General features: G+C 29.9%; 25 protein-coding genes. 15 read left to right on the top strand and 10 right to left on the bottom strand.

The annotated features are described in order from the left end of the window. The first annotated feature begins 149 nt into the window (after positions 1 to 149). From VJY38_RS05520 to aroE, 4 genes are all read left to right on the top strand, one after another. Entirely contained in the window at positions 150 to 2195 is a 2046-nt protein-coding gene (locus VJY38_RS05520; protein ID WP_353679672.1) for an alpha-amylase family glycosyl hydrolase, read from the top strand. A 207-nt stretch (positions 2196 to 2402) separates the two neighbouring features. Then, positions 2403 to 3623: a galactokinase gene (locus VJY38_RS05515; RefSeq protein WP_353679671.1), complete on the top strand. Its 1221-nt coding sequence runs from the start codon at positions 2403 to 2405 to the stop codon at positions 3621 to 3623. A 158-nt stretch (positions 3624 to 3781) separates the two neighbouring features. Then, on the top strand, positions 3782 to 5203 hold the full coding sequence (locus VJY38_RS05510) for a tetratricopeptide repeat protein (protein WP_353679670.1): 1422 nt from the start codon (positions 3782 to 3784) through the stop codon (positions 5201 to 5203). Positions 5204 to 5211: 8 nt separating this feature from the next. After that, entirely contained in the window at positions 5212 to 6090 is an 879-nt protein-coding gene (gene aroE / locus VJY38_RS05505; RefSeq protein WP_353679669.1) for a shikimate dehydrogenase, read from the top strand. Between the two features lie 16 nt (positions 6091 to 6106). Here the strand turns inward: aroE and VJY38_RS05500 are convergent, their stop codons facing one another. From VJY38_RS05500 to VJY38_RS05485, 4 genes are all read right to left on the bottom strand, one after another. Continuing rightward, entirely contained in the window at positions 6107 to 7006 is a 900-nt protein-coding gene (locus tag VJY38_RS05500) for an ABC transporter ATP-binding protein (RefSeq protein ID WP_353679668.1), read from the bottom strand. 111 nt (positions 7007 to 7117) lie between these two features. Next, positions 7118 to 8113, bottom strand: coding sequence for an HlyD family secretion protein (locus VJY38_RS05495; protein WP_353679667.1), 996 nt, complete (start codon positions 8111 to 8113; stop codon positions 7118 to 7120). Next, positions 8094 to 8729, bottom strand: coding sequence for a TetR/AcrR family transcriptional regulator (locus VJY38_RS05490; protein ID WP_353679666.1), 636 nt, complete (start codon positions 8727 to 8729; stop codon positions 8094 to 8096). Before VJY38_RS05490 ends, VJY38_RS05495 begins: the two co-directional genes overlap by 20 nt. 82 nt (positions 8730 to 8811) lie before the next feature. After that, positions 8812 to 9429: a class I SAM-dependent methyltransferase gene (locus VJY38_RS05485; RefSeq protein WP_353679665.1), complete on the bottom strand. Its 618-nt coding sequence runs from the start codon at positions 9427 to 9429 to the stop codon at positions 8812 to 8814. 69 nt (positions 9430 to 9498) lie between these two features. Between VJY38_RS05485 and VJY38_RS05480 the strand changes: the two genes are divergently transcribed. The 10 genes from VJY38_RS05480 (at position 9499) to VJY38_RS05435 (ending at position 17486) form a co-directional block, all read left to right on the top strand. Then, positions 9499 to 9861: a co-chaperone GroES gene (locus tag VJY38_RS05480; RefSeq protein WP_353679664.1), complete on the top strand. Its 363-nt coding sequence runs from the start codon at positions 9499 to 9501 to the stop codon at positions 9859 to 9861. 132 nt (positions 9862 to 9993) lie between these two features. Then, entirely contained in the window at positions 9994 to 12033 is a 2040-nt protein-coding gene (locus tag VJY38_RS05475; protein ID WP_353679663.1) for a dipeptidyl-peptidase 5, read from the top strand. Between the two features lie 2 nt (positions 12034 to 12035). Beyond that, entirely contained in the window at positions 12036 to 12386 is a 351-nt protein-coding gene (locus tag VJY38_RS05470) for a YkvA family protein (protein ID WP_353679662.1), read from the top strand. A gap of 407 nt (positions 12387 to 12793) precedes the next feature. Continuing rightward, the gene (locus tag VJY38_RS05465; RefSeq protein WP_353679661.1) at positions 12794 to 13162 is read left to right on the top strand and encodes a hypothetical protein; all 369 of its coding nucleotides are present in this window, start codon (positions 12794 to 12796) and stop codon (positions 13160 to 13162) included. A 269-nt stretch (positions 13163 to 13431) separates the two neighbouring features. Beyond that, positions 13432 to 13557, top strand: a complete 126-nt coding sequence (locus VJY38_RS05460) for a hypothetical protein (RefSeq protein ID WP_353679660.1) — start codon at positions 13432 to 13434, stop codon at positions 13555 to 13557. Between the two features lie 27 nt (positions 13558 to 13584). Then, positions 13585 to 14283, top strand: coding sequence for an ABC transporter ATP-binding protein (locus VJY38_RS05455; RefSeq protein ID WP_353679659.1), 699 nt, complete (start codon positions 13585 to 13587; stop codon positions 14281 to 14283). Continuing rightward, a complete protein-coding gene (locus VJY38_RS05450; RefSeq protein ID WP_353679658.1) occupies positions 14280 to 15059 on the top strand; it encodes an ABC transporter permease subunit in 780 nt (259 codons plus the stop codon). Before VJY38_RS05455 ends, VJY38_RS05450 begins: the two co-directional genes overlap by 4 nt. Positions 15060 to 15306: 247 nt before the next feature. Next, positions 15307 to 16299: an L-glyceraldehyde 3-phosphate reductase gene (gene mgrA, locus VJY38_RS05445; RefSeq protein WP_353679657.1), complete on the top strand. Its 993-nt coding sequence runs from the start codon at positions 15307 to 15309 to the stop codon at positions 16297 to 16299. 15 nt (positions 16300 to 16314) lie between these two features. Continuing rightward, on the top strand, positions 16315 to 16779 hold the full coding sequence (gene bfr / locus VJY38_RS05440) for a bacterioferritin (protein ID WP_353679656.1): 465 nt from the start codon (positions 16315 to 16317) through the stop codon (positions 16777 to 16779). 170 nt (positions 16780 to 16949) lie between these two features. Next, positions 16950 to 17486, top strand: a complete 537-nt coding sequence (locus VJY38_RS05435) for an NUDIX hydrolase (RefSeq protein WP_353679655.1) — start codon at positions 16950 to 16952, stop codon at positions 17484 to 17486. 153 nt (positions 17487 to 17639) lie between these two features. On the opposite strand, the gene murI is transcribed toward VJY38_RS05435, so the two are convergent. From murI to VJY38_RS05405, 6 genes are all read right to left on the bottom strand, one after another. Further along, complete coding sequence (murI, locus tag VJY38_RS05430) at positions 17640 to 18467, bottom strand: glutamate racemase (RefSeq protein WP_353679654.1); 828 nt, start codon at positions 18465 to 18467, stop codon at positions 17640 to 17642. A 7-nt stretch (positions 18468 to 18474) separates the two neighbouring features. Then, positions 18475 to 21033: a [protein-PII] uridylyltransferase gene (glnD, locus tag VJY38_RS05425; protein ID WP_353679653.1), complete on the bottom strand. Its 2559-nt coding sequence runs from the start codon at positions 21031 to 21033 to the stop codon at positions 18475 to 18477. A 33-nt stretch (positions 21034 to 21066) separates the two neighbouring features. Next, a complete protein-coding gene (locus tag VJY38_RS05420; protein WP_353679652.1) occupies positions 21067 to 22455 on the bottom strand; it encodes a tyrosine phenol-lyase in 1389 nt (462 codons plus the stop codon). A gap of 39 nt (positions 22456 to 22494) precedes the next feature. Further along, a complete protein-coding gene (queF, locus tag VJY38_RS05415) occupies positions 22495 to 22851 on the bottom strand; it encodes a preQ(1) synthase (protein ID WP_353679651.1) in 357 nt (118 codons plus the stop codon). Between the two features lie 17 nt (positions 22852 to 22868). Beyond that, positions 22869 to 23558: a 7-cyano-7-deazaguanine synthase QueC gene (gene queC / locus VJY38_RS05410; RefSeq protein WP_353679650.1), complete on the bottom strand. Its 690-nt coding sequence runs from the start codon at positions 23556 to 23558 to the stop codon at positions 22869 to 22871. 93 nt (positions 23559 to 23651) lie between these two features. Further along, complete coding sequence (locus tag VJY38_RS05405) at positions 23652 to 24806, bottom strand: MFS transporter (protein ID WP_353679649.1); 1155 nt, start codon at positions 24804 to 24806, stop codon at positions 23652 to 23654. A gap of 164 nt (positions 24807 to 24970) precedes the next feature. Between VJY38_RS05405 and VJY38_RS05400 the strand changes: the two genes are divergently transcribed. After that, a complete protein-coding gene (locus tag VJY38_RS05400; RefSeq protein WP_353679648.1) occupies positions 24971 to 25582 on the top strand; it encodes an L-threonylcarbamoyladenylate synthase in 612 nt (203 codons plus the stop codon). The last annotated feature ends 39 nt before the right edge of the window (positions 25583 to 25621 follow it).

Raw genomic sequence — 25621 nt, 5'->3', positions numbered from 1 at the left:
ATCTAAAATTAAGCTTAGATTAATTTATCGAAACAGAATTATTGATTACTTATTGAAAAAAGAGAAAAATTTTTACACCAGCCAAAAGATTTATTGTCAGATGGCGATAATATCAGTAGGATTTTTCAATAACTAATGTACCAATTATTTTGTTTGTAATAGAAAGAAAAGAAAATATAGCTGAAGCATCAATTTCTTCTCTCGTAAAAAGAGATCTTGATTTAGATAAACTCTTTTCGGATAAGAAACTTGGTTCGTTTGTAGAAAATGGTAACACTATCTTTAGAATTTTTGTTCCTTCTGCAAGTCAAGTAAGATTGTGCCTTTTCAATAATCCAGAAGATCAAATTCCCAAAGAATATTTTATGACTAAAGATAATGATGGCGTCTGGGAAATTGAAATAAACTCAGATCTTAATAAAAAATATTATGGTTATAAAGTTTATCATCCTGAAGAAGATTTAGCTAATTCATATAAACCAATTTGTATTGATCCTTATTCTAAAGCTATAACAACTTTCACTTCTTATTTTAATCCGAGATTATCAATTGTTTTGAAAGATGAATATTATGATTGGGAAGAAACTTCATGGCAGAAAATTGATTGGCGTGATTTAATTATTTATGAAATGCATATACGTGACATGACAGCTCATAAATCTTCTGGAGCAAAGAAGAGAGGAACTTATGCAGGTTTAATAGAAAAAGGAATTAAAGGAGGAATTGAGTATATCAAATCACTTGGCGTAAATGCAGTTGAATTTATGCCAGTTCACGAATTTGGTTATTGCGAAGCTCCGTATCGTGTTTTAAAAAGAGGTTTTTATAATGCATGGAATCCTTATGAAAGAAATCATTGGGGCTATATGACGGCATCGTTCTTTGCACCTGCATCATATTATACTGAAACTAATTTTAGATGGAATAAATGGATAGGAAAAGATGGAAAGCAAATAAATGAATTTAAAAATGTTGTCAAAGCTTTTCATAAAGAAGGAATAGCTGTAATTATGGATGTTGTTTTCAATCATCTTTCTCAATACGAACTCGGGAATCTAAAGCAAATTGATAAGGATTATTACTTCCGTCTGGATGAAAATGGTGGATTTATTTCTCAAAGTGGATGTGGTAACGATTTGAAAACCGAAAGACCAATGGTAAGAAGATTAATTATTGATAGTCTTCTATACTGGATGAAAGAATATCATATCGATGGTTTTCGGTTCGATTTAGGTTCTTTAATTGATTGGGAAACTATAGAAACAATAAGTAAAGAAACCAGAAAATTAAATCCAGATGTAATTTTAATTGCAGAAGCATGGGGTGGAAATAAATATAATCTAAAAGAATTTTCTGAAAAAAATTTTGCAGCGTGGAATGATCAAATAAGAAATGGTATTAAAGGTGAAAATCCTTTTACAGGGTTAGGATGGATTTTTGGTAAATGGTATGAGAACAATTCCAGAGAAAAAATAAAAAGTTATGTCAAAGGAACATTGAAAAATGAAGGATCTGGAATTTTTTATAAACAGGAACACTCTGTTAATTATCTTGAATCTCATGACGGTTATACACTCGGTGATTTTATAAGAATTGCAACAAATAAATTGGCATTCGGAGGAAAAATTAAAAACATCAATAAATTCATAAAACTTTCTCCAGAACAATTGAAGCTGAGTAAACTGGCAGCCCTTTTTCTTTTTACTTCTCAGGGAATTGTTATGATTCATGAAGGACAGGAATTTGCACGCAGTAAAATTATATCTTTTAGAAGTCGAGCACACGATAAACACAAAAATGAAATCGATTTTAATTCCTACAATAAAGATAATTCAACTAATTATATAAATTACTTTCATAAAGAACTTAATGAAGAATTGTTTGATTATTATAAAGGATTAATTCAATTGAGAAAAACCTGCAGTGCATTTAGAAAAACAGAAGATGTTGAAATTTCATTTTATGACCATTATGAAAGCGAATTTGCTTTTTCTTATTTAATAAAAGATAGAAATGAGTATTCCATAGTTCTTTTTAATCCAGAACAAAATAAAAATCTTGAATTCCCACTTCCTGATGGTAACTGGGATGTGCTGGTAGACGGAAACTTTGCAGGTATAAAGCCCTTATATAAAGTCTCAAAAAAAATTGAACTAAAACCTGTTACAGGAGCAGTATTAAAACAGGCTCATTAATTTAAGAGCCTGATATTATTCTCCTTTTGGCTACTCATTTATTTTTTCAATTCATTTGTGTTTATTAATTTAGCTTTTATTTTTTTTAAAAAAATTCCCAATAAATCAAGATTTTCTTATAATTGCCATTTAAAAAAATCTTGTTTTGCAAATATTAATAAGACAAAAATATTCTATGCTCTGTAATAAATAATTCAAGGTAGAACAATGAGAATATTTGATGACGTATTAGTAGAAAAAAAGCACTCTGAAAAAATATTATCATTAAAATCTGAATTTGAAAAAGTATTTGAAAATTCAAATGGGACTGTCTTTGCAATTACACCTGTAAGCCTAATGCTCTTAGGAGATCACACTCATTATAACGATGGTATTTTATTATCTGTAGCCCTTAATAAATACACGATTTTAATATTAAGAAAAAGAAAAGACAATTACGTAAAAATTGTCAATGCAGAGAATAATAATAAAATTGAATTTACATTAAGCGATATTCCTGAAGTAAAAGAGATTGATTTCAAGTATCATGTTGGTCTTATAAAAATTCTTAAGAAAAATAATTTAATCAATTCTGGTTTTGAGTGTATCTATTATTCAGAAGTACCTGATTGTATCGGGATCGGAAAATATTCTTCAATGGAAACTGGTTTTATTATGGCATTAAAAAAATCATTTAGATTAAAAATTGAAGCTGAAAAGCTCTTTGAACTAATACATCAAAATGAATTGAATCTGATCGGGAAAATATCTAATCCAACTCATTATTATACTGTAATGTTTTCCAAAAAGAATAAACTCTTTTTTCATGACCTGCGGAAGAAAGAATTTAATACTATTCCAGTAAAAAAGAATTTTGAAATTGTAATTGTTGATACTCACGAGAAAATATTAAATCCATTAAATATATGTAACGAAAGAATAGAAGAATGTGAAGTTGGAGTAAAAGGTTTAAGACTTTATATCTGGGGGATTAAAAATCTACGTGATGTAGGACTTGAATTTTTATTAAAACATTATCATATGATTCCAAGAAGAATTTTTAATAGAGTTTTATATAATGTTAAAGAAAGAGAGCGAGTGGAAAAAGCAATTAATAGCATTAAAAACAATTCACTTACTGAGTTTGGTAAATTTATATTTGAATCTCATTGGAGTATGGCAGAAGATTATGAATTGAGCAATGATAACCTGAATTATATTATTTCAAAATCTGCTGAAAATGATTGTGTTATAGGTTCGAAAATGATTAGTTGCACATCAATAAGAAGTTCGTATCATATAGTTAGAAAAGAATGTTCTGAAAAATTTATTGATTATATTAAAAATGTTTATCGAGAAAAATTTAATAAAGAAGTAACAACTTATACTCTTGAGTTTTCAGATGGAGTGCTTCTGTTCTCTCAAAAAAAACTGGAAACTATAATTTAATACCTGCCAGCTTGTTATTAAAATTGAAATAGCATAATTTTTCTCTAAAAATTAACTTTTTGAGTTTAATTCTTTATACTAAATTTTATTCTACAAAATCAACTTGATTTTAATATAGCTTAATAATACATTTTCCATTGAATTTATAAGGAGTCTAAATGAATTTTTCTGAAGATTATTTTGATGATAGTGATTCATACATAAGCGAAGAAGAAATTGAATCTAAGATTGAATTATGCAGAAATTATGTTGAAGATGGGCAGGTATTATCCAATCTGGATTTGATTGAAGAGACAATTCAGCTTTGTCTTGAGTACGATTACATTGAAGACGGTCTATATTTGACAAATGCAGTTTTAGAAATTGCCCCTTACAATGCAGATATGTGGCAATTTAAAGGAATTTTCTTAAATAATTCTTTTGAATTTGAAGAAGCATATAAATGTTTTCAAAAAGCTTTGTCTCTTAATCCAAACGATGTTGAATCGTATGTAAATTTATCAATTACAGAAGATAATCTTGGTATGTTCGAAGAAGCCATAGAATCTCTTAATAAAGCTCTTTCTATAGAACCTAATAACGAAGAGACTTTATATAGTCTTGGACTTTTGTATGAAAGGAAAGAAAAGTTTGAAGAAGCAATCAATTATTTCAAAAAAGCACTGGATATTGATCCTTCGTTTATTGAAGCCTGGTACGAATTGGGCTATTGCTACGAAAATTCTGATAAGCTAACAGAAGCTCTTAATGCTTATGATACTTACCTTAATTTTGAACCAGATAGTTATACTGCATGGTACAATAAAGGAATAGTACTCTTAAGATTGGAACAATGGGAAAAAGCTATAGATGCTTTTGAGTTTTCAATTGCTTTAAAAGAAGATTTTTCCAGCTCCTGGTTTAATTGTGGTTATGCATATTTCAAATTGGGTAAATATAACGATGCTTTGCATGCTTATAAAAGAGCTTATGACTTAGATCCCAATGATGAAACAATTCTGTACAATCTGGGACAAACCTACGAAGAGATGGGTTCATTTCATAATGCTATTAAATGTTATAACGAAGCAATTAAAATCGATCCAGAATATTACGAAGCATATCTTTCACGTGGATATTGTTATGATTCTATAGGTAAATATCAACTGGCACTTAAAGATTTCAATACAGCTATTTCATTAACTTCTGATGCAGAAGATGCATGGTATGCTAAAGCAGATCTTGAATATTCACTTGGTAAGTTACAGGATTCTGTAGAAAGTTATAAAAAGGCAATAGAAATTAATCCAGATAACTTTAATGCATGGTATAAACTTGCAGAAACATTTTTTGAAATGGGTAGATGGATTGAATCTTTAGCAGCATATGATGAGTGCTTGAGATTAAAACCAGCCTATGCAGGAATTTATTATAGCAAGGCTAAAATTTATTTTCTTCTAAATCAAACACAACAGGCAATCGAATCTCTTAAAAAAGCTTTTGAAATTGATCCTGAAATTAAAAATGAATTTTCAAGAGATTATCCCGATGTTAAATCTTCAAAGCTGTTTATAAAATTACTTGAAGAAAACAAATCTTGAAGAATGCCATGCAAATTCAAAATAAATTTAATCATAATACCAAAATTGTAGGTGTTATAGGTCATCCAATTAAGCATTCATTTTCTCCTTTGATGCATAATATTGCATTTGAACTCTCGGGACTCAATTATATTTATTTGCCTTTTGATGTGCCCCCATCAGCTCTTAAAGATTCATTAAGGGGTATGATTGCTCTCGGTATTAAAGGATTTAATGTTACAATTCCATTAAAAGAAAAAGTATTACCTCATCTAAAAGATATTTCTGAAGAAGCAAGTATTATTGGTGCTGTAAATACAATTGTAAACGATGATGGAATTTTAAGAGGCTATAATACAGATGTTCTTGGTGTTATAGAATCATTACTTCCTTATAAAGATGATTTGCAGGGTGCAACTGTAACTGTTATAGGAGCTGGTGGTGCTTCGAGAAGTGTTATTTATTCTTTAATTCGAAACTTCAAAGTAGAAAGAATTAATATTGTTAATCGTACTGAACAATTAGCAGAATCTTTGAAAGATTATTTTTCAACTAAAATGCTTTTCTCTAATATAAAATCTTATCCCTTAGTGCCCCCCGATCTGGTTGATGTATTCAGAAATTCTAAATTGATTGTTAATACAACATCAATTGGAATGTATCCAGATGTTGATGATGCAGCAACTACAATTCCAGAATCTTTTACTAAAGATCAAATAGTTTTTGATGTAGTTTATACTCCAGTAAAAACTAAGTTACTAAAAATTGCTGAATCTCAAGGTGCAAGTATTATTACTGGACTGAAAATGTTTGTTGAACAGGGAGCTAAGTCATACGAGATCTGGACTGGTGAACAAATGCCAAAAGAAAAAGTTTTTAAAGCTTTAGAATCTTATCTATTAAGTTGATGCACAAATTATATTCCTATTTTATTAAATGCATAAAAATATTTTCGAGTGATGGAGTTGTTATTCTTTTATCTATAATTTCAATTCCATTTTGAGTTAGAAAATCAATAATTTTTTCGTAATCAAAAGATTTATCTGATATAATATTTATTCTATCCCCAAAAAGTTGAACTTCCAGACTGAATTTTTCTTTTAAGAGTTTATATGCATTTCTTATCGGATTACAAACAATCTCAATTACTTGTTTATTAATTTTTTCTTTTAATTTGATTGGAGAATCAAGTGCAATGATGTTTCCTTTATTCATCAACGCAATTCTGTTACATCTTTCAGCTTCGTCTAAATATGGAGTTGTCATAAGAATTGTTATTCCTTCTTTAAGAAGTTGAGACAAGATTTTCCAGAAATCACGTCTTGAAACTGGATCGACTCCTGTTGTTGGTTCATCAAGAAATAAAATTTGGGGTTTATGTATAAGACTGCAAGCCAGTGCGAGTTTTTGTTTCATTCCACCAGATAATTGATCTGCAAGTCGTTTTCGAAATGGCTTTAATCTTGTGAATTCTAAAAGTTCATCTCTTCTTTGATTATAATCTTTTACATCGTGTATTTCTGCAAAAAATTCAATATTCTCATCTACTGTTAGATCTCCATAAAGACTGAATTTTTGTGATAAGTAACCAATATTATTTTGAATTTCTTTTTTTTCTTTAAGTATATCTTTTCCCATTAATAAAACAACACCTTCATCTTGCTTAATTAATCCACATAAAATTCTAATTGTAGTTGTTTTACCTGCTCCATCAGGTCCAACAAGACCAAACATTTCTCCTTTTTCAATTGAAAAAGAGATGCCGTTTACAGCTTTAAGTGTTTCATATGATTTGTGTAAATTGGTTACCTGAATAATGCTCATATTAATATGATTATTTTTGCCAAAAGTTTTTTAGTTCAAAGTTAGTGTTTAAATGTAGAGCTTTTTGTTTAATAATTTTATTGTAAAGTCGAATAATCTTTTGTATTAATATTAAAAGTAAATTTTTGCATCTGCGGGCATTCCTGCTTTGAGTTCAAAATCTGGATTTTGAATTTTTATTTTTACTTCGAAAACTAATTTTGTACGCTCCTCTTTTGTTTGAATGTTTTTTGGAGTGAATTCTGCTTCTGGTGAAATGTAGATCACAGTTCCATTAAAAACTTTATCAAAAGAATCGACTCTAATTTCCGCTTTTTGACCAAGTTTAACTTTTCCAAGATCTGTTTCAGAAACATAAATTGATAATTTTACTTCGGACAAATCAGATATCTTTACAAGAGAAGACATCATTGAAACATTTTCTCCAACTTCTACAAACTTTTTTACAATGAATCCATTTATAGGAGAAATCACATAACAATCACGAATATTTTTTTCTATCATTTCCACCGAAGCAGAAGCTCTTTCGTAGTTTGCTTTTGCCTGAGCAATTTCTTCTGGTCGTGCATAGTTTTTAATTTTATTATATAATTCTTTAGCAGAATTCAATTGGGCAAGAGCAATTTCATATCGTGTTATAGCTTCTTCATATTGTCTTTTATTAATTGAATTGGTTTGATACAAACTTTCCATTCTATCTCTATCATTTTTAGCAAGAATGAAATTTGCTTCTGCTTGTTTTAATGATTCTTCTGCCTGTTTTATATCTTCTTTGCGTGCCCCTTTTAATAACAATTCATATTGTGCTTTTGCAATATCTCTATTTGCAATTGCCTGTTTTAATTGTAGCAATAATGATTCTTGATCAATTATTAAAATTGTATCTCCAGCAAAAATTTTATCTCCTTCGTCTTTGAGTATTTTAATTACTTTTCCAGCCACCTGCGAGCTAAGAGTTACTTCAGTTGCCTCGATTGTGCCAGATTCTTCAATGTAATTTTCATTTTTATTATTACAATTGTAAATAAATAAAAGTGAAAATATGTAAAGTGATATTAAACTTTTTCTCAAAAGTTGTCTTAAAGAATTATTCTTCATCGGAATCATTTTGAACCTGCATTTTATTCTTGATTAATTTATTATAAACCTTTTTCCCTTTTTCTGTGAGTATTCCATTAATTAGTATCTTTAGTGTTGAGTCGATTGCTTCGCTTATAGAAAAGTTGTTGTTCATTATAAAGTCTGGATTTACAATTGATTGAACTGAACTCATAAAGATATTTATTATTATTTGATGAGGCACGTCAATGATATAACCTTCTTTTACGCCTTGATGAAATATTATTGATATGTTTTTGTTTATCATCTTTGTTCTGAAAGAATTGATTTCTTTCCACAAAGATGGTTGATGATGTCGTAAATCTTCTAACCATTTTTCACTCATTTTATGTAAGCCAATGTTTTTTATGATATTAACTATAGCAACAATTTTTTCTATTGAGTGATGTTTACTGTTAACTACACTTTCTATTTCACTTTTAATTTTTTGCATAAATGAATGAGCTGTTGCTTTTACCAGATCTTCTTTTGAAGGGAAATATTTATAAATTGTTTTTTTACTCATCTTAAGTGAAGATGCAAATTCATCCATTGTTATTTTGTGAAATCCATTCAGAAAAAAGATTTCTTCGGCGTGGTTTAATATTTTTTCTTTTACATTCATCTAAGTGAATGAATAATTATTGTTGTGAGAAATATATAAATAAAGAAACTAAAGTATCAAATATTAGTTTCCAGAGTTTCTTCTATATGTGGATATCTGGGAATAATGGTTTGATGCCAACAAATCTAATTACAACTGCTTCTCCCTGATGAGCAGAGCCCTCGTTTAAGGATATTTTTTCTTTGGCGAATATTTCAAAATCAAGTTCTATAAAGTCTTCTGTTATATCTTCGAGGGAATAAAGGAGAGATTCGTCTTTAGGGCCACCAGAATTATATTTAATTTGCTCTTTCTCAAAAACTTCGAGAATGACTTTTCCATTTGGTTTTAATGCTTCGATAATTTTTTTATTAACAGATTTTCTTAAGTCTTCATTTAAGTGTAAATAAAAAATACCAGCAGCATCGTAGTAATTTGTTTTTGGCGTAAAATCGGCAAGATCTTTAGTTGTGTAATTAATTATTACATTATTTTCTTTTGCAAGTTGAAGTGCTTTGTTTTTAGCTTCTTCACTGAAATCAACTGCGTCTACTTCCCAGCCAAGTTTAGCAGCATATACAGCATTTCTTCCTTCCCCTTCTCCAATGAATAGAATTTTTCCGGGCTTGACTTTTTGTAATTCAATTTTTAAAAATTCATTTGGTTCTTTACCATAAATATATTCAGTTTGTGAATATCTGCTATTCCAAAAATCTTTCATTAGATTACTCATTTGATGAGATAAATGAACTTTTATATTTTTGTATACGAAATATAAAAGAAGTTTACATTGATTAACACAGATAAAATAATAATAGTTGGAGATCGGGTTCTAATTAAACCAGAGGAAAATCTGGAACGAACCAATAGCGGTCTTTATTTACCTCCAGGTGTTCATGAAAAAGAAAAAGTACAGGGGGGTTATGTTATTAAAGTTGGGCCCGGGTATCCTATTGGTATTCCTGTTGATGATGATGAGCCCTGGAAAGAGCGAAAATCAATAAAGTATTTCCCGCTTCAAGCTAAAGAAGGCGATTTTGCATTATTCCTTCGCAAAGATGCAATTGAAGTTGAAATTGAAAAACAAAAATTCGTAATCGTAAACCAATCTGCCATTCTCCTTCTTTATAGAGACGAAGAATTACTTACTTGAATTAATACAATCTTTTAGTCTATTGATAAAATAAATTTATTTCATTATTTACACTTCAAATCAAAATAACTATTCCTTTTGCAATCATCTTTTTATAATTTTAATCAGATAAAAATTCAATGCGGGGTATTTATGAAAGTTTCCATTAGAATTATGTTTTTGGTTTTAATGTTAGTTAATATATCATTTGCTCAGCAAAAAAGAGCAATGATTCCAGAAGACCTGTGGGCAATGAAAAGAATAGGAAGTTTTGATTTATCTCCCGATGGAAAGATAATTGCATTTACAGTTACAACTTATGACATCGAAAAAAATAAAGGGAATTCTGATATATGGTTAATAGATAGCGATGGAAAAAATTTAAGACCACTTAAAACATCTGATGAAAATGAAAGCAATCCAAAATTTTCACCGGATGGAAAATCAATTGCTTATGAGTATAAAAACAATATCTGGTTATGCGACTTAAATGGTAAAAATGATGTTCAACTTACAAACTTTTATACAGGTGCATCTGGATTAATCTGGTCAAAAGATGGAAAGAAAATCCTTTTTGTATCAGAAGTTTATCCAGATTGCATTGATCAGGAGTGCAATGAACAGAAAGATAAAGAAAAAGAAGCAAGTAAAATAAAAGCAAAAATAATTGATGAATTGATGTTTCGTGCCTGGAATAGATGGAGAGACGAGAAAAGAAGTCATCTCTTTCTTTATGATATTGAAAAGAATGAATATTACGATTTAATATTAAATACAAAATTTGATATTCCTCCGATTGATTTAGGAAGTAATCAGGATTATACTTTTTCGCCTGATGGTAAAGAAATTGCATTTGTGATGAATATGGATAAAGTTATTGCAACAAGTACAAACAATGATGTTTTTATTATTAATGTCTCTGATATAAAAAAAGGAAAACCAGCCCCTTATAAAAAAATATCTGTAAGTAAAGGAAATGATAATCAACCTGTTTATTCTCCCGATGGTAAATATATTGCTTTTCGTTCGATGAGTCGTGCCGGTTTTGAAGCTGATAAACAAAATATTATTCTTTATGATAGAGCTACTGGCAAGTTGAGAAATTTAACAGAAAAAATAGATCTATCAGTTGGTCAAATTTTATGGTCACCTGATGGTAAATACATTTACTTTGATGCTGCAAATCAAATTTATAATTCCATATATAGATTAAATGTTGAAACTGGAGATTTATTAACTTTTGTGAAAGATGGTGTTAACGAAGATATGATAATGTCTCCAAATGGAGAATTGATATTTTTCAAACGTCAGAAAACAACAATGCCTTCTGAAATATTTGCACTTAAAACAAATGGTGGTGGAATTGAACAAATAACAAAATTAAATTCAGAATTACTTTCACAAATTCAATTTAATGAACCAGAAACTTTCTGGTCTGAAGGTGCTCAAGGTGCAAAAGTTCAATCAATTTTAATTAAACCTCCATTCTTCGATTCAAAAAAGAAATATCCCATGATATTTTTGATACATGGCGGTCCTCAGGGACACTGGTCAGATGATTTTCATTATAGATGGAATCTACAATTATTTGCTGCTAAAGGTTATGTTGTGGTTGCACCAAATCCACGTGGTAGTACAGGATATGGACAAAAGTTTGTTGATGAAATTTCTGGTGATTGGGGCGGAAAAGTTTATATCGATTTGATGAATGCTTGCGATTTTGCAATTGATAATTTCAAATTTATTGATTCAAAAAATATCTTTGCAGCTGGTGCATCTTATGGTGGTTACATGATTAACTGGATTCTTGGTCATACAGATAGGTTTAATGCTCTTGTTTCTCATGCAGGTGTTTATAATTTAGAAAGTATGTATGGCACTACAGAAGAACTCTGGTTTCCTGAATGGGAATTTAATGGTACACCCTGGACAAATAGAAGATTATATGAGTTGTGGTCGCCACATCGTTATGCAGAAAATTTTAAAACTCCAACTTTAGTAATTCATGGAGCAAATGATTTTAGAGTACCAGAAGGACAGGCTTTTGAACTGTTTACAACATTGCAGAGAAAAGGTGTTCCAAGTAAATTATTATACTTCCCTGATGAATATCATTTTGTAACTAAACCACAAAATTCACTTTTGTGGTGGAAAACTGTTTTTGATTGGTTTGAAAATTATAAGGAGAAATAAATATGGCATACGAATTTTATGATAGGGATTTAAAAGAATTAAGCACAGTTAATTCAGAAAAAGAATTTCAAGAAAAAGAAAGTTTCATTGAAGAAAGTTTATGGACAAAGTTAGAAAAAGTTGGCAACAAAATTCGATTTGCCAAAGATGTAAGAGCATTATACCGATACATGAAAGATAAAAGTGTTCCATGGTATCGTAAATCAATTGTCATTGGTGCGTTGATTTATTTTATCAGTCCTATTGATACAATTCCAGATTTAGCACCACTAATTGGTTATCTTGATGATCTTGGAGTTATAACAGCAGTAATAAAATTTCTTGGACATGAATTGATGCAATATTATGAGTGAATGCTTTTAAAGAATTGGGGAATAGATTAAAATATTTTGCAAATGAGTATAAAAGCATTTTACATTTTCTTGTAAAGATGTATAACATGAATTGTATGTATTAACAAACTTAATACAAATTAGAAAAAATATTATTTAGAAAATTTTTTTTGATATATCTTCATGATATCGTAAATTTTCAGTAGAAGAAAAGTTGTTATATAAGAGGTTTAAATGACTTTTCTTGAGGGCTTAAAGATCATAAAATATCCATTGGTAAGACAATGTGAAAAAACGGATTGTGATTCTCCCTTTTTATTAACAATTCTCAAATACTATGGTTGTAATATATCCTTTCCCGTAATTTGCGAGATGATGAACACAATAATTTATAATTATATGTTATATTAATTTTTAGGGAGAATGAAATGAGTTCTAAGAAAAACTTATTTCATATTTTATTCTGGCTTTTTATAGCAACATCAATATCTACTTTGATGATATTATATTTTGCACGGAGAGAAATGGGAATTATTCCAGGGATTATTCCATTGTTAAGTGCGATCATTTCAATTTATGTTGGAGAAAAGTATAATGTTAATAATAAATATTTCCCCACAAGTATTCCTGGATATTTAGCATTAAACACAGTTTATTTTCTTGCTTTTATGTTTGTATTATTTTTTGTCAAAGATGCAGAACTATTTATCAAAATGGGAGCTTTTATAGTAATGAGCCTTGTTGGAATTTATACTTCATATTTCCTGCTAAAAGATAGGAAGAAATTATCGAATTAATGGAGGGATGAAAGAACTAAATGTAGAAGAAATTCAGGAAATAAATGGGGCGAGCGATTAGCTTGGGGGGCTATGGTTTTAGTAACTGCAGTTGGCATTGCTGGTGGCTTAGGAGCCTTTGCAATCGGTCTTTAGTAGGTTCCTTTTTTCCAAAGAATAGTCCATTTTAAAGAAGGTTCATATGAAAGAAATAACAAATATCGAAGTATTAGCTAATATTAATGTTGGTAATCTTCTGGATACCGATTGCGCAATCTGGAGTGATATTGTTGTCGTCCATTAAAGATGTTGTTGTTGCTAACTCAGCAGGTATTTTTTTCACTGCATTTTGTGCTGGATATGCAATTGCACGGTTAATAAAAAATATAGCACCGATGCATAATAGGAGTTATTGAATTTATTTAATAAAAATAAATAAACTTATGATTTTAGAATTATTTAAGGTAGATAAATATTTAAATAATACACTTATATTGAAAAATATTAATTTCACTTTATCCGAAGGTGAAATAGTAGGGCTGATTGGACCAAATGGTGCAGGAAAAACTACATTACTAAGATTACTTGCAACCCTTTACAAACCTGATAGTGGTACTATCACTTTTGAAGGGAATGATGTCTTTGTAAATCCAGAAAATTTTAGAAGAATTATTGGATATATGCCTGAAGAATCCGGCTTTTATAATAAATTAAATGCATTTGAAAACCTAAGTTTTTATGCTGGTTTTTTTAATAATATAACCCGAACAGATATTTTGAATAAACTGAATGAATATAATCTAAACCTGAATAAAAAAGTCGGAGCTTTTTCAAAGGGACAGAAGCAATTATTATTGTTCATTAAATCTATAATACACAATCCAGATATTTTGATTTTAGACGAACCATTCAATGCTCTTGATCCAGGAGTTAGAATTACTATTAGAGAAACCATAAAGAATTTTAGTAATAATAACAAAATAATAATTTTTAGCAGTCATATATTAAGCGATTTAGAGCAACTATGTAACAGATATATTTTTTTGAAGAAAGGAGAAATAGTTTCGGACATTCGAAAAACTCAAGAAAATAATTCTCAAGGAATAAATATCGAAGAATTATATAAAAAGATAATAACATGAAGATAAATAATATTAAAATAATTTTTATGCACCAGATAAAAGTTAATAAGCTAAGATTACTTTTCTTATTACCAGGTTTTATGATAATTATTTTAATGTTTATATTGCCAACCATTGTCGATTATCAAAGTATCCAAGTAAATAATTATTCTGAATTACTTAGTTTATATCGTCAGCAAAATCCTTTACTCGATAATAATAATCTCATAATTATCATGCTTACAGATATAAAACTTTTAAATTATCTTTTAGTGATGTCATTTATTATTCCTATGTTTTTAACTATTGATTTTATAGTTAAGGAAAAAGAGGAAAGAACCATAGAGAATTTATTTTCACTACCAATTACGGATTTTGAAATTCTTTTGGGAAAAATCTTAGTTAGTTTAATTACAACAATTATTATAATCTGGTTTTTTTATTTCTCTACTCTCATAGTTTCATACTATTATAATTATAGGTTTTTATTGTCTCACTTATTTAGCCTGAAATGGCTTTTTTCTATTTTTATTTTAATTCCAGTTATATCTTATTTTATTAATATTGTAGCCATTACTATTTCGTGTTTGGTAAATAAGTATCAAACATCTCAGTTCGTAGCGACTCTCGTATTATCCCCTTTTATGGTTTTCTTTGTGTTAATAAGTAATGGCACACTCATTTTTTACAATAGGTATTTGATATTTCTTTTTGTTTTTACTTTAATTACAAGTATTGTATTCTCAAAAATTTCAATAAAATTATTTAATCGGGAAAGAATGTTAGTCAGGTTTTAGCAATTTTAATTAAACATGAATAAATAAATTAATAGCTATAAAATGAAAAGAATTAAAAATAAGTCTTCTTTCTACAATATCAGAAGTCTAATAAGTAAATCTAAATTTGAATTCATACATTAATGAAGTGAAATTGTGTATGGTAAAATTATAAATCCCTTTCTAATTCCATGTAAATCACACTAATATTTAAAAAAAATTTAGTTTATCTTTGTATTGTTATTTCCCTAAAAAACAGAGGTAAAAATTGAATTATTTAGCATCCGATAAAAGATATGAATCAATGAAATATAACCGTTGTGGAAAAAGTGGTTTAAAACTTCCGGCAATTTCACTTGGTCTATGGCATAATTTCGGTGGTGTGGATGTATTTGAAAATGGGAGAGCAATTATTCGTCGTGCTTTTGATTCAGGTATTACTCATTTTGATTTAGCAAATAATTACGGTCCTCCCTATGGTTCTGCTGAAGAAAATTTTGGTATTATACTAAAAAAAGATTTTAAAAGTTATCGCGACGAAATGGTGATTTCTACAAAAGCAGGATGGGATATGTGGCCTGGTCCTTACGGTAACTGGGGTTCTCGTAAATATTTAATTGCTTCATTAGATCAGAGTTTAAAAAGAATGGGACTGGATTACGTGGATATTTTTTATCATCATAGACCGGATCCAGAAACTCCTCTTGAAGAAACAATGGGTGCACTCGATCAAATTATTCGAAGTGGAAAAGCATTGTATGTTGGTATTTCTCAATATAATCCTGAACAAACCAAAAAAGCTGCAGAGATACTTAAGCAAATGGGTCATCATCTTCTTATTCATCAACCTCGTTATCATATGTTCGATAGATGGATTGAAAATGGATTAACAGATGTTCTCGAAACAGAAGGTATTGGATGTATCGTATTTTCTCCATTAGCACAGGGTTTACTTACTGATAAATATCTAAATGGTATACCTCAGGGCTCACGTGCTTCAAAACCGTGGGGTTTCTTAAAACCAGAATTTATTACAAAGGATAAACTTGAAAAAGTGAAGAAACTAAATGAACTCGCTAAAAAAAGAAATCAAACATTAGCACAAATGTCATTAGCCTGGGTTTTAAGAAAACCGGTCGTTACTTCTGCATTGATTGGTGCAAGCAAAATTGAACAAATTGATGATGCAGTAGGTACTCTAAACAATTTGGATTTTTCCGAAGAAGAATTAAAGCTAATCGAAAATATTTTATCTCAATAAATTTAGGAGAAAAAAATGAAAGGCAACGAAAAATTGATCAATGTTCTAAATGATTTATTAGCTGATGAATTAACAGCCATCAGTCAGTATATGGTTCACTCGGAAATGTGTAACAATTGGGGCTACAACAAATTGCACGAAGCAATTGAAAAACAGGCTATTGATGAAATGCATCATGCCGAATGGTTAATTCAAAGAATTCTGTTTCTTGAAGGTACTCCAATTGTAAACAAATTAAAAGAAATGAAAATTGGAAAATCGGTGCCAGATTTTATTTATAATGATCAGGCTGCAGAGCAGGATGCTATTAAAGCTTATAATAAAGGGATTGCACTTGCAAGAGAAGTTGGTGATGAATCTACTGCAGAATTATTAACCAAAATTTTGAAAATGGAAGAAGATCACGTTGATTGGGCAGAAACTCAAAGAGCTCAAATTGAACAGATGGGACTGGAAGGTTATCTTTCAAATCAAGTGTAATGATAGTATAAATATAGAGACGTTGTGCTCAACGTCTCTATTGCTAAAATAAATCTTACTTCTCATTGTTCCATTTTTACTTTTGTCATTTCACAAAATATTATTTCGTAGAATAATGTGTTTATTTTGTAATTATGTAATTTTATAATTGATAATAAGTAGAGGAATTAATGAATTTCAAAATGATTAAAAGCAATATAGTATTCGAAGGAAAAGTATTCAGTGTTAAAGTCGACGATATTCAGTATAATGGCTCTGGAAATTTAGCAACAAGGCAGGTTGCTGTTCATCCAGGAGGGGCAGTGATTGTTCCACTTTTAAACAATGGCAAAATAATTTTTGTAAAGCAATATCGTTATCCTCATAACGAAACTATAATTGAACTTCCTGCAGGTAAATTAGATAAAGATGAAGATCCACTGAATTGTGCCATAAGAGAATTAAAGGAAGAAACAGGATACACTTCTAAAAATATTATTAAGCTTGGTAAAATTTACACAACACCAGGATTCTGCAACGAAGTTCTACATATTTTTCTTGCAGAGAATTTAGAAGAAGGAGATCATCAACGAGAAGAAGGGGAAGAAGGTATGGAATTGTTAGAACTAACTCTTGAAGAAGCTGAAGATAAAATTAAAAAAGGTGAAATTGTTGATGCAAAAACAATATGCGGAATTACAATGCTTAAATTACATAAAGGTATTTAATTAAAGAGAAGATTCTTGTTATTGAGTAAAGCAAAATATGTCTACTTAGTTTCGTAAAAAGACTCTTCATTTCATTCAGAGTGACTTAAGAGTATTTTTTCTGAAGTATCGAATAGTTATTCAATTAACTTTTAATCTGAGGTTCAACAGAAATTAATCATTGGTTAATTCATCTAATTCAACTTTGTAAAGATGTTTAATTTTTGTTCCTAAAAATCTTTCTGCTATTTCATTAAATTTATTCGGGACATCACTTACATAAAATTCTCTTTTGCCAAGCTGATTCGATGTATTTCTTAAACCTCTACCATTCAGATATTCTTCAATTATTTTTGCGGCAGGTTCACCTGAGTGAACAAGTTTAACATTTTTACCAATAACTTTTTGAATTACATCAGAAAGGATTGGATAATGAGTGCAGGCTAAAACAAGAGTATCAATTTTTTTTTCTTTTAATTCTTTTAAATATTCTCTGGCTATTAATTCTGTTGCTTTATGATTTATCCAGCCTTCTTCTGCTAAGGGAACAAAAAGTGGACAGGCTTTTTCAAACACTTTAACTTTGGGATTTAATTTTTTTATTTGATTGGAGTATGCTTTGTTATTAATGGTTGAGATTGTTCCTATTACTCCAATATTTCCATTTTTTGTTTCTTGAAGAGCCATTTTCGAACCAGGTTCTATCATACCAATTACAGGAATTGTAAGAAATCTTCTCAGTTCTTTAAGTGCAACCGAAGATGCAGTATTACACGCAACCACAAGAAGTTTGATATTTTTTCTTAAAAGAAAATTTGCTGCCTGAAGTGAATATTCAATTACAGTTTCATTTGATTTATTACCATAAGGTACACGAGCAGTATCACCGAAATAAACAATATTTTCATTTGGTAGAAGTTCAATTACAGATTTAACAACTGTAAGACCTCCAATTCCCGAATCGAAAAAACCAATTGGATTTGTTCTATTCATGAAGTTCATAATTAACCTATAACATTTCTTCGATTGATTGAGTTAATTCGTGTTTTATTAATTCATAATTATTAACAGAGACTTTTTTCTTGTTTTTATCGAGCACATAGAATGAGTCAACAATATCATCAGCTTTTGTATTGATTTTTGCAAAGTAAATTGAAAGACCAAGTTCGTGCATCTTTTTTGTAATTTGATAAAGAAGTCCAAGTCGATCTGGAGAAAAGACATCGATGATTGTAAACTTATCGTGTTTTTCAAAAGCTATTTTTATAGTACCTTTTCGTTTAAAGAATTTATTTTCAAGACGCCACCATTTTGATTTTATTCTGTTGAACTCATTAATAATTTGAAGTTCGTTTGTTACTGCAAGTTCAATATCTTTTGATATTTTAGGATATCTTTCTGGATTTACAACCTGATTGGTTCTGAAATCGGTAACATTAAAATTATCTATTACAATTCCATCTTTTCTTGTAAAGATTTTTGCATCGTGAATATTAAGATCGTTAATTGAAAGAGCACCACAAAGACGGGAAAGCAATGCATCAGAGTCTTTTGTTATTACTGTAATTGAAGTGTATTCTCCTTCTTCTTTGAAAAAGACAGAAACAGGTGAACCTTTATCAATTTCTTCAATATGCTGATTGATTTCTTCTGCTGTAAAATATTGTAGATATCCAAGATCATCGATCGAATCAATATGATTTTTAACTGCTTCATCTTCGAATATATCTGAAGTTTTCATAATTTCTTCCATACTTAATGCAAGAAGTTCTTCACCTGTTATTCTTTCATCAATCATTCTCTTGGTTTTATAGTAGAGTTCATAAAGAAGTTCACTTTTCCATTGAGTCCACACAGCTGGTGAAACAGCAGATAAGTCTGCATAAGTGAGTAAATATAAAAAGTCAACCATTTCGGAAGATGGGAAAATATCAGCAAAGTTATTTAGAGTTGTAGCGTCATTCAAATTTCTTCTAAATGCAACCTGTTCCATTGTTAAATGATGACGAACAAGAAATTTAACTTTTTGAATTTCATTTTGATCATATCCTAATCGTTCCATTACGGAGTTTGCAATTTCAGCACCAACAATTTCATGACCTGATACGGTTATTGGTTTTGCAATATCGTGAAAAATAACTGATAGGTAGAGAATATCCTTTTCTTTTATACTTTGAAAAAGTCTACCAAGAAAATTGTTTTCGTAATTCAAGTTTTCAAGGTTACTCAAAGCAACAAGTGTATGTTCGTCAGCAGTATAACAATGATAAACACCTGGCTGGAAGAAATTTATAATCTCCTTAAACTCGGGAAGAAATGCTCCAAGTACACCAAGCTCATTCATTGCTATTAAAGTTTTGCTGACATTCTTTGGTAGTTTTAGTATTTCTCTAAAAAACACAGAAGATTGTTTTTCAAGATTTTGTGCCTCTTCGTGATCAACAACTGCTTCAATTATCTGGGATCGTAAGTTATCATCAAAACGAGCATCATGTAGACCTCGATAATAAAAAGCTCTTAAGATTACAGACATTGTAAGTTCAGTATTGCTTATAAGATAAATTATATCTCCTTTTAAACTAAAGTCATCGTCAAGTGGAATGGAAAGGTAATCTGAAATTGGTTTTGAAAGTTCGTCCATAAATCTTTTGGACATGGTTGTTGCAAAACGTTTTATAACATTTGCAGATTCAAAATATTTTTTCATATAATTCTGCCAGGTCGATTCGTTGTAACCATGTCGATAAGCAATTTTTTCCTGGTCAGAAAACTCAAGACGATCGTTTCGATGGCCAGAAATTAGATGAAGATGATTGCGTGTGTTAAGTATAAATTTATAACTATCTAATAATCTTGCAGCAGCACGGGGCACAAGTATTTTTTTCTCTTTCAGTATATTTATAAATGTTTCTGTTTGTGTAATTTCATTTTGTGTATTTAAGATTATATTATTTTTAAGAGAATAAATCCATTCAATCATCTGAAGATCTCGTAATCCACCAGCTGTGTATTTAACATTTGGTTCTAAAACTTTTGCAGAAGCACCATATTTCTGATACCTGAGATTTGTATCTTCAAAGTATTCATTTATCAGTAATTTTTTATTATTGTTTTTTAATGAACTCAATACTTTTTTATTCCATTCATTGTAAACATCTTTATTTCCACATATAAATCTTGTCTCAAAAAATTGAGTAAATGCATGAAGATCTTCTCTCAGGAATTTTTTAATATCAGAAAATTCTCTAACAGTATGAGAGACTTCGATTCCAGTATCCCATAAAATTGTAATACATTTTTTAATTAGTTCGTCACTACCTTCAACTTTTTCAAAGATAAACATTATATCTATATCGGAATAAGGAGAAAGTTCTCTTCTTGCAAAACTTCCTACCGATGCAATTGCACAATTAAGTTTAATTCCTTTTAGAGCTTTTAAAATATATTCTTCTACAAGTACACTCCATTCTTTGCAGAAATTGAGTGGATCTTTGAGAAGTTCGTTGTTATTGAAGAGAGAGTTTCTGCTTTCTATGAATAATTCTTTTAGTTTCAGAGCTTCATACATATTTTCATTTCATAAAAAATTTTCAAATAATAATTATAATTTAGTGAATTTTGCCTGAAAGAATCTTAGATATTTAGGTTCATAAACCATTTTTAAGCCTTTTATTTTTTTTCTATCCTGATAAACCTGAGCAATTGATTCTACTGTTACATCGATATGAGATTGAGTATAAACTCTTCTTGGAAAAGTTAATCTAACCAATTCAAGTTTAGGATAACGATTTAATCCAGTTTTGGGATCTCTACCTGCAGAAACAATACCACGTTCCATACCTCGCACACCACTATCGACATATATTTCTGCTGCTAAAGTTTGTGCAGGAAAATTATCTTGTTTTATATGTGGTAAAAATCTTTTTGCATCAAGAAAAATTGCATGACCGCCAAATGGATATACAAGCGGCACACCATATTTTTCAAGTTGTTTGCCACAATATTCAATTTGTCCAATTCTTGAACTAATGTTTTCATATTTTACCATCTCTTCAATTCCACGAGCCATAGCTTCCATATCTCTTCCAGCTAAACCACCGTATGTATGTAAACCTTCATAAACAACTACAAGGTTGCGAGCTTCTTCAAAAACTTTTTTATTTCTTGTTGCAAGAAATCCACCTATGTTAACCATTAAATCTTTTTTTGCACTAACCCATAATCCATCAAAGTAAGAACACATTTCTTTAAGTATTTGTGCAATAGTTTTATTCTCATAACCTTTTTCTCTGATTTTAATGAAGTAAGCATTTTCTGTAGCACGAGTTGCATCGAACCAGAGTTTTATTCCATATTTTTTAGATAGTTGATAAACCTGTTTCAAATTTTCCATTGATATTGGTTGACCACCAGCCATATTAACAGGTCCAGCAATACTTACATAAGGAATTTTTTGGGGACCGACTTTTTTAATTAAATCTTCGAGTTTATTTAAATCAACGTTTCCTTTGAATGGATGTCTATTTTGTGGATCGTGTGCTTCGTCTATTATTACATCTACAAAAGTTCCACCAGCTAATTCTTGATGAAGTCTTGTTGTAGTAAAATACATATTACCTGGGATATAATCTCCAGGTTTGATTAATATTTTTGAAATTATATGTTCAGCAGCTCTTCCTTGATGAGTAGGAACGAAATAAGGCATACCATAATATTTTTTAACATTATCCCACAGATAGTAAAAGTTTCTACTTCCTGCGTAAGCTTCGTCGCCCATCATTAAACCAGCCCACTGATAATCGCTCATTGCATTTGTGCCACTATCAGTAAGCAAATCAATATATACATCTTCTGAACGTAGAAGAAAGGTATTATAACCAGCTTCTTTAATACATTTTTCTCGATATTCTCTTGTGGTTATTTTAACTGGTTCAACCATCTTTATTTTAAATGGTTCTGCCCAGCTTTTTTTAATTACCTTTTTAGCCATTGTGTGACCTCATTTGATTTATTTATGAATAGCTTTTGGCTATTTTTCTTTTCTATATTCAGCAATAATATCAGAATGGATACCTCCGCGAGTATTAAACTTTGCAGTAATTTTCATATAGCGAGGTTGTAGAACTTCAACAAGATCGTTTAAGATTTTATTTGTAACAGCTTCGAAGTAGATACCATCATTACGATATGACTGGAGATAAAATTTATAGGATTTTAATTCAACGCATAATTTATCTGGAATATATTCGAGAATTATGGTAGCAAAATCAGGTTGACCGGTTTTAGGGCAGAGAGAAGTAAATTCTGGTGCTGTATGAATTATAGTGTAATCTCTTTCTGGATTGGGATTGGGAAATGTTTCGAGTATTTTTTGTTTTTCATTCATATCTTCATTCTAATTTGTTATACATACTTGGGTTTAGTTTTGTAAGGGATTGGATCTTCAACGCCTGCAAGTTGAAATCCACGTAAACGAAATGCACAACTATCACATTCTCCACATGCTTCGTCTTCATTTTGATAGCATGACCATGTAAGATGTAGAGGTGCCCCTAATTCAATTCCTTTTTTAACAATTTCTGATTTTGAAAAGTGAATTATTGGTGTAACAATTTTAATTTTAGTTTCTGGTTTAGTTCCTAAGTCGACCATTTTCTCAAATGCTTCAAAAAATTCCGGTCGACAATCTGGATATCCACTTGCATCTTCATAAACAGCTCCAATGAAAACCGCACTGGCTCCAAGAACTTCTGCCCAGCTAACACACACAGAAAGTATATTTGCATTTCTGAATGGTACATATGAGGTAGGAATTTCTCTGCTTTGTAAATTTGCTTTTGTAACTTCAATGCCATAATCAGTTAAAGAAGAACCACCAATTTTTGAAAAATGAGTAAAGTCAATTATTAATCTTTTTTCAACATTGTAAAAATCAGCAATGTCGTTGAATGCTTTTAGTTCTCGTTTTTCTGTTCTTTGACCGTAATTTATATGTGCAAAAGCAAGTTCATACTCTTGATTTGCAATAGCAGCTGTTACACAACTATCCATTCCGCCACTTAAGGCAACAACAGCAATTTTTTTATCATTCATAGCAAATTTTGTTTTGTTACAAATGAAAAATAGTAAATTAGAATTTGATAAAGAAAATTTAGTATTATATCGATTTTGTCACAGTTGAATTATCTAAACTTCTTTCCATATTAAAATTATTAAAGCAATTATAAAACTTATAATTGATGAAATTATGAAAGGAACCAATGCACCAAAGTAATCCCATAATATACCGGTGATTACTGAACCAAGCATAACTCCAAAACTCATCAAGGTAGTTAAAAGACCGATGGCAGAACCACGTAGATTTATATCAATCATATCACTAATCCATGCTTTTGCAACTCCTTCTGTAGACGAAGCATAAATTCCATAAAATGCAAAACATAACCATACAATTAATGGTTCTTTATTTATTGCAAATACAAAATAGACCAGTGAAAAAATTAACAAACCTGATGCAAATACTTTTTTCTTGCCAAGTTTATCTGATAGAGTTCCAATTGGATATGATGAAAAAGCATAAATAAAATTGTAAAAGACATAACCAAGTATTGCGGTTATATCCGAATGAGAAATATTTTGTGATCTTAATATTAAAAAAACATCGCTACTGTTAACCAGTGAAAAAATAGTAAGAAGCATAAGTATTACTTTGTAATTTTTTGGTGCAGATTTCCAGAAATTCTTAATTAAGAATTTTTCTTCTTTTCTTTTTTGAATTGCAACATCTTTAACGAAAAGTGTAAATATAATTGCAATTACTGAAGGAATAAAAGCTAAAAGGAAAATTAAAATATAATTACCAGGAAAAATATGAAGAAGTAAGATTGCACTCAGAGGTCCAATGACTGCACCAAGTGTATCCATTCCTCTATGAAAACCAAAAATAGCACCTGAGTTATTATTTGAATAACTGCTTAATAAAGCATCTCGAGGAGCTGTTCTAATTCCTTTTCCTATTCGATCTGTTATTCTTGAAAAAATTACGGTAAAAATAGAAGGGAATAATCCGGGCAATGGTTTTACAATACCAGAAATTCCATAACCAATTTTAACAAAGATAGAACGTTTACCTATTTTGTCTGATAAAGCGCCAAATATTCCTTTCAAAAAGCCTGCTGTAACCTCTGCAACACCTTCAATAATTCCAACAATTGTCATTGAAGAGCCAAGTATTGTTGTTAGAAATATTGGGGTTACAGGATATAACATTTCACTTGCAAAATCTGTAAAAAGGCTTATTAAGCCTAAAACAAGAACAGCACGAGGAATTTTGCTTTTCATAATAAAATATTATTAATTGTAAAAACAAACCTAAGAAAAAATTTTTTGAGTTGATTATTTGTAAATAACTTTTAACATTTATATTGTCAATTCAATCCTTACTTATGGAATTCAACGGAGGGATAACATAATAAATTAATTCTCCAATTTTTTTAGGAGGTTCTATGGAATTTTATGAATTACATCCAGTTACTCCTCAATTACGTTACATATATAAAGCTGTAGAAGTATTAAGAAATGGTGGTGTTATAATTTATCCAACAGATACAGTGTATGGACTTGGATGTGATATATACAACCACGAAGCATTAGAAAGAATTTATGAAATAAAACACGAAACCGGGACAAAATTATACAGCTTTATATGTCCAGATTTTAAAGATATTTCTAAATATGCCAAAGTTTCTGATTATGCATATAGAATCATGAAAAAATTATTACCGGGTCCATATACTTTTGTTCTTCCCGCAGCAAGAGAAGTACCTAAAAAATTATGGACTAAAAGAAAAACTGTTGGTATAAGAATACCTGACCATAAAGTTGCTCTAATGCTTGCCAAAGAACTTGGAAATCCAATTGTAAGCACAAGTGTAACAAACAGGAAAGGCGAAGTACTTTATGATCCTGAGGAAATAAGAATAATTTTTAATACGAAAGTAGACTTAATGTTATCTGCTGGTGCGCTTGAAGGGGAACCTTCGAGCATAATTGATTTAAGTCAAGAAGAGCCCGAAATACTTAGAGTTGGAGCTGGTGATATCAGTATGTTTGTATGATTTATACCTTCCTAAAAGTATTTCATAAAATTCTAAAAC

The sequence above is a fragment of the Rosettibacter firmus genome, from assembly GCF_036860695.1.
In the GTDB taxonomy this organism is placed as follows: Bacteria; Bacteroidota; Ignavibacteria; order Ignavibacteriales; family Melioribacteraceae; genus Rosettibacter; species Rosettibacter firmus.
Note: the sequence above shows the minus strand (reverse complement) of the source record. Positions and strands in the feature narration are given on the sequence as shown.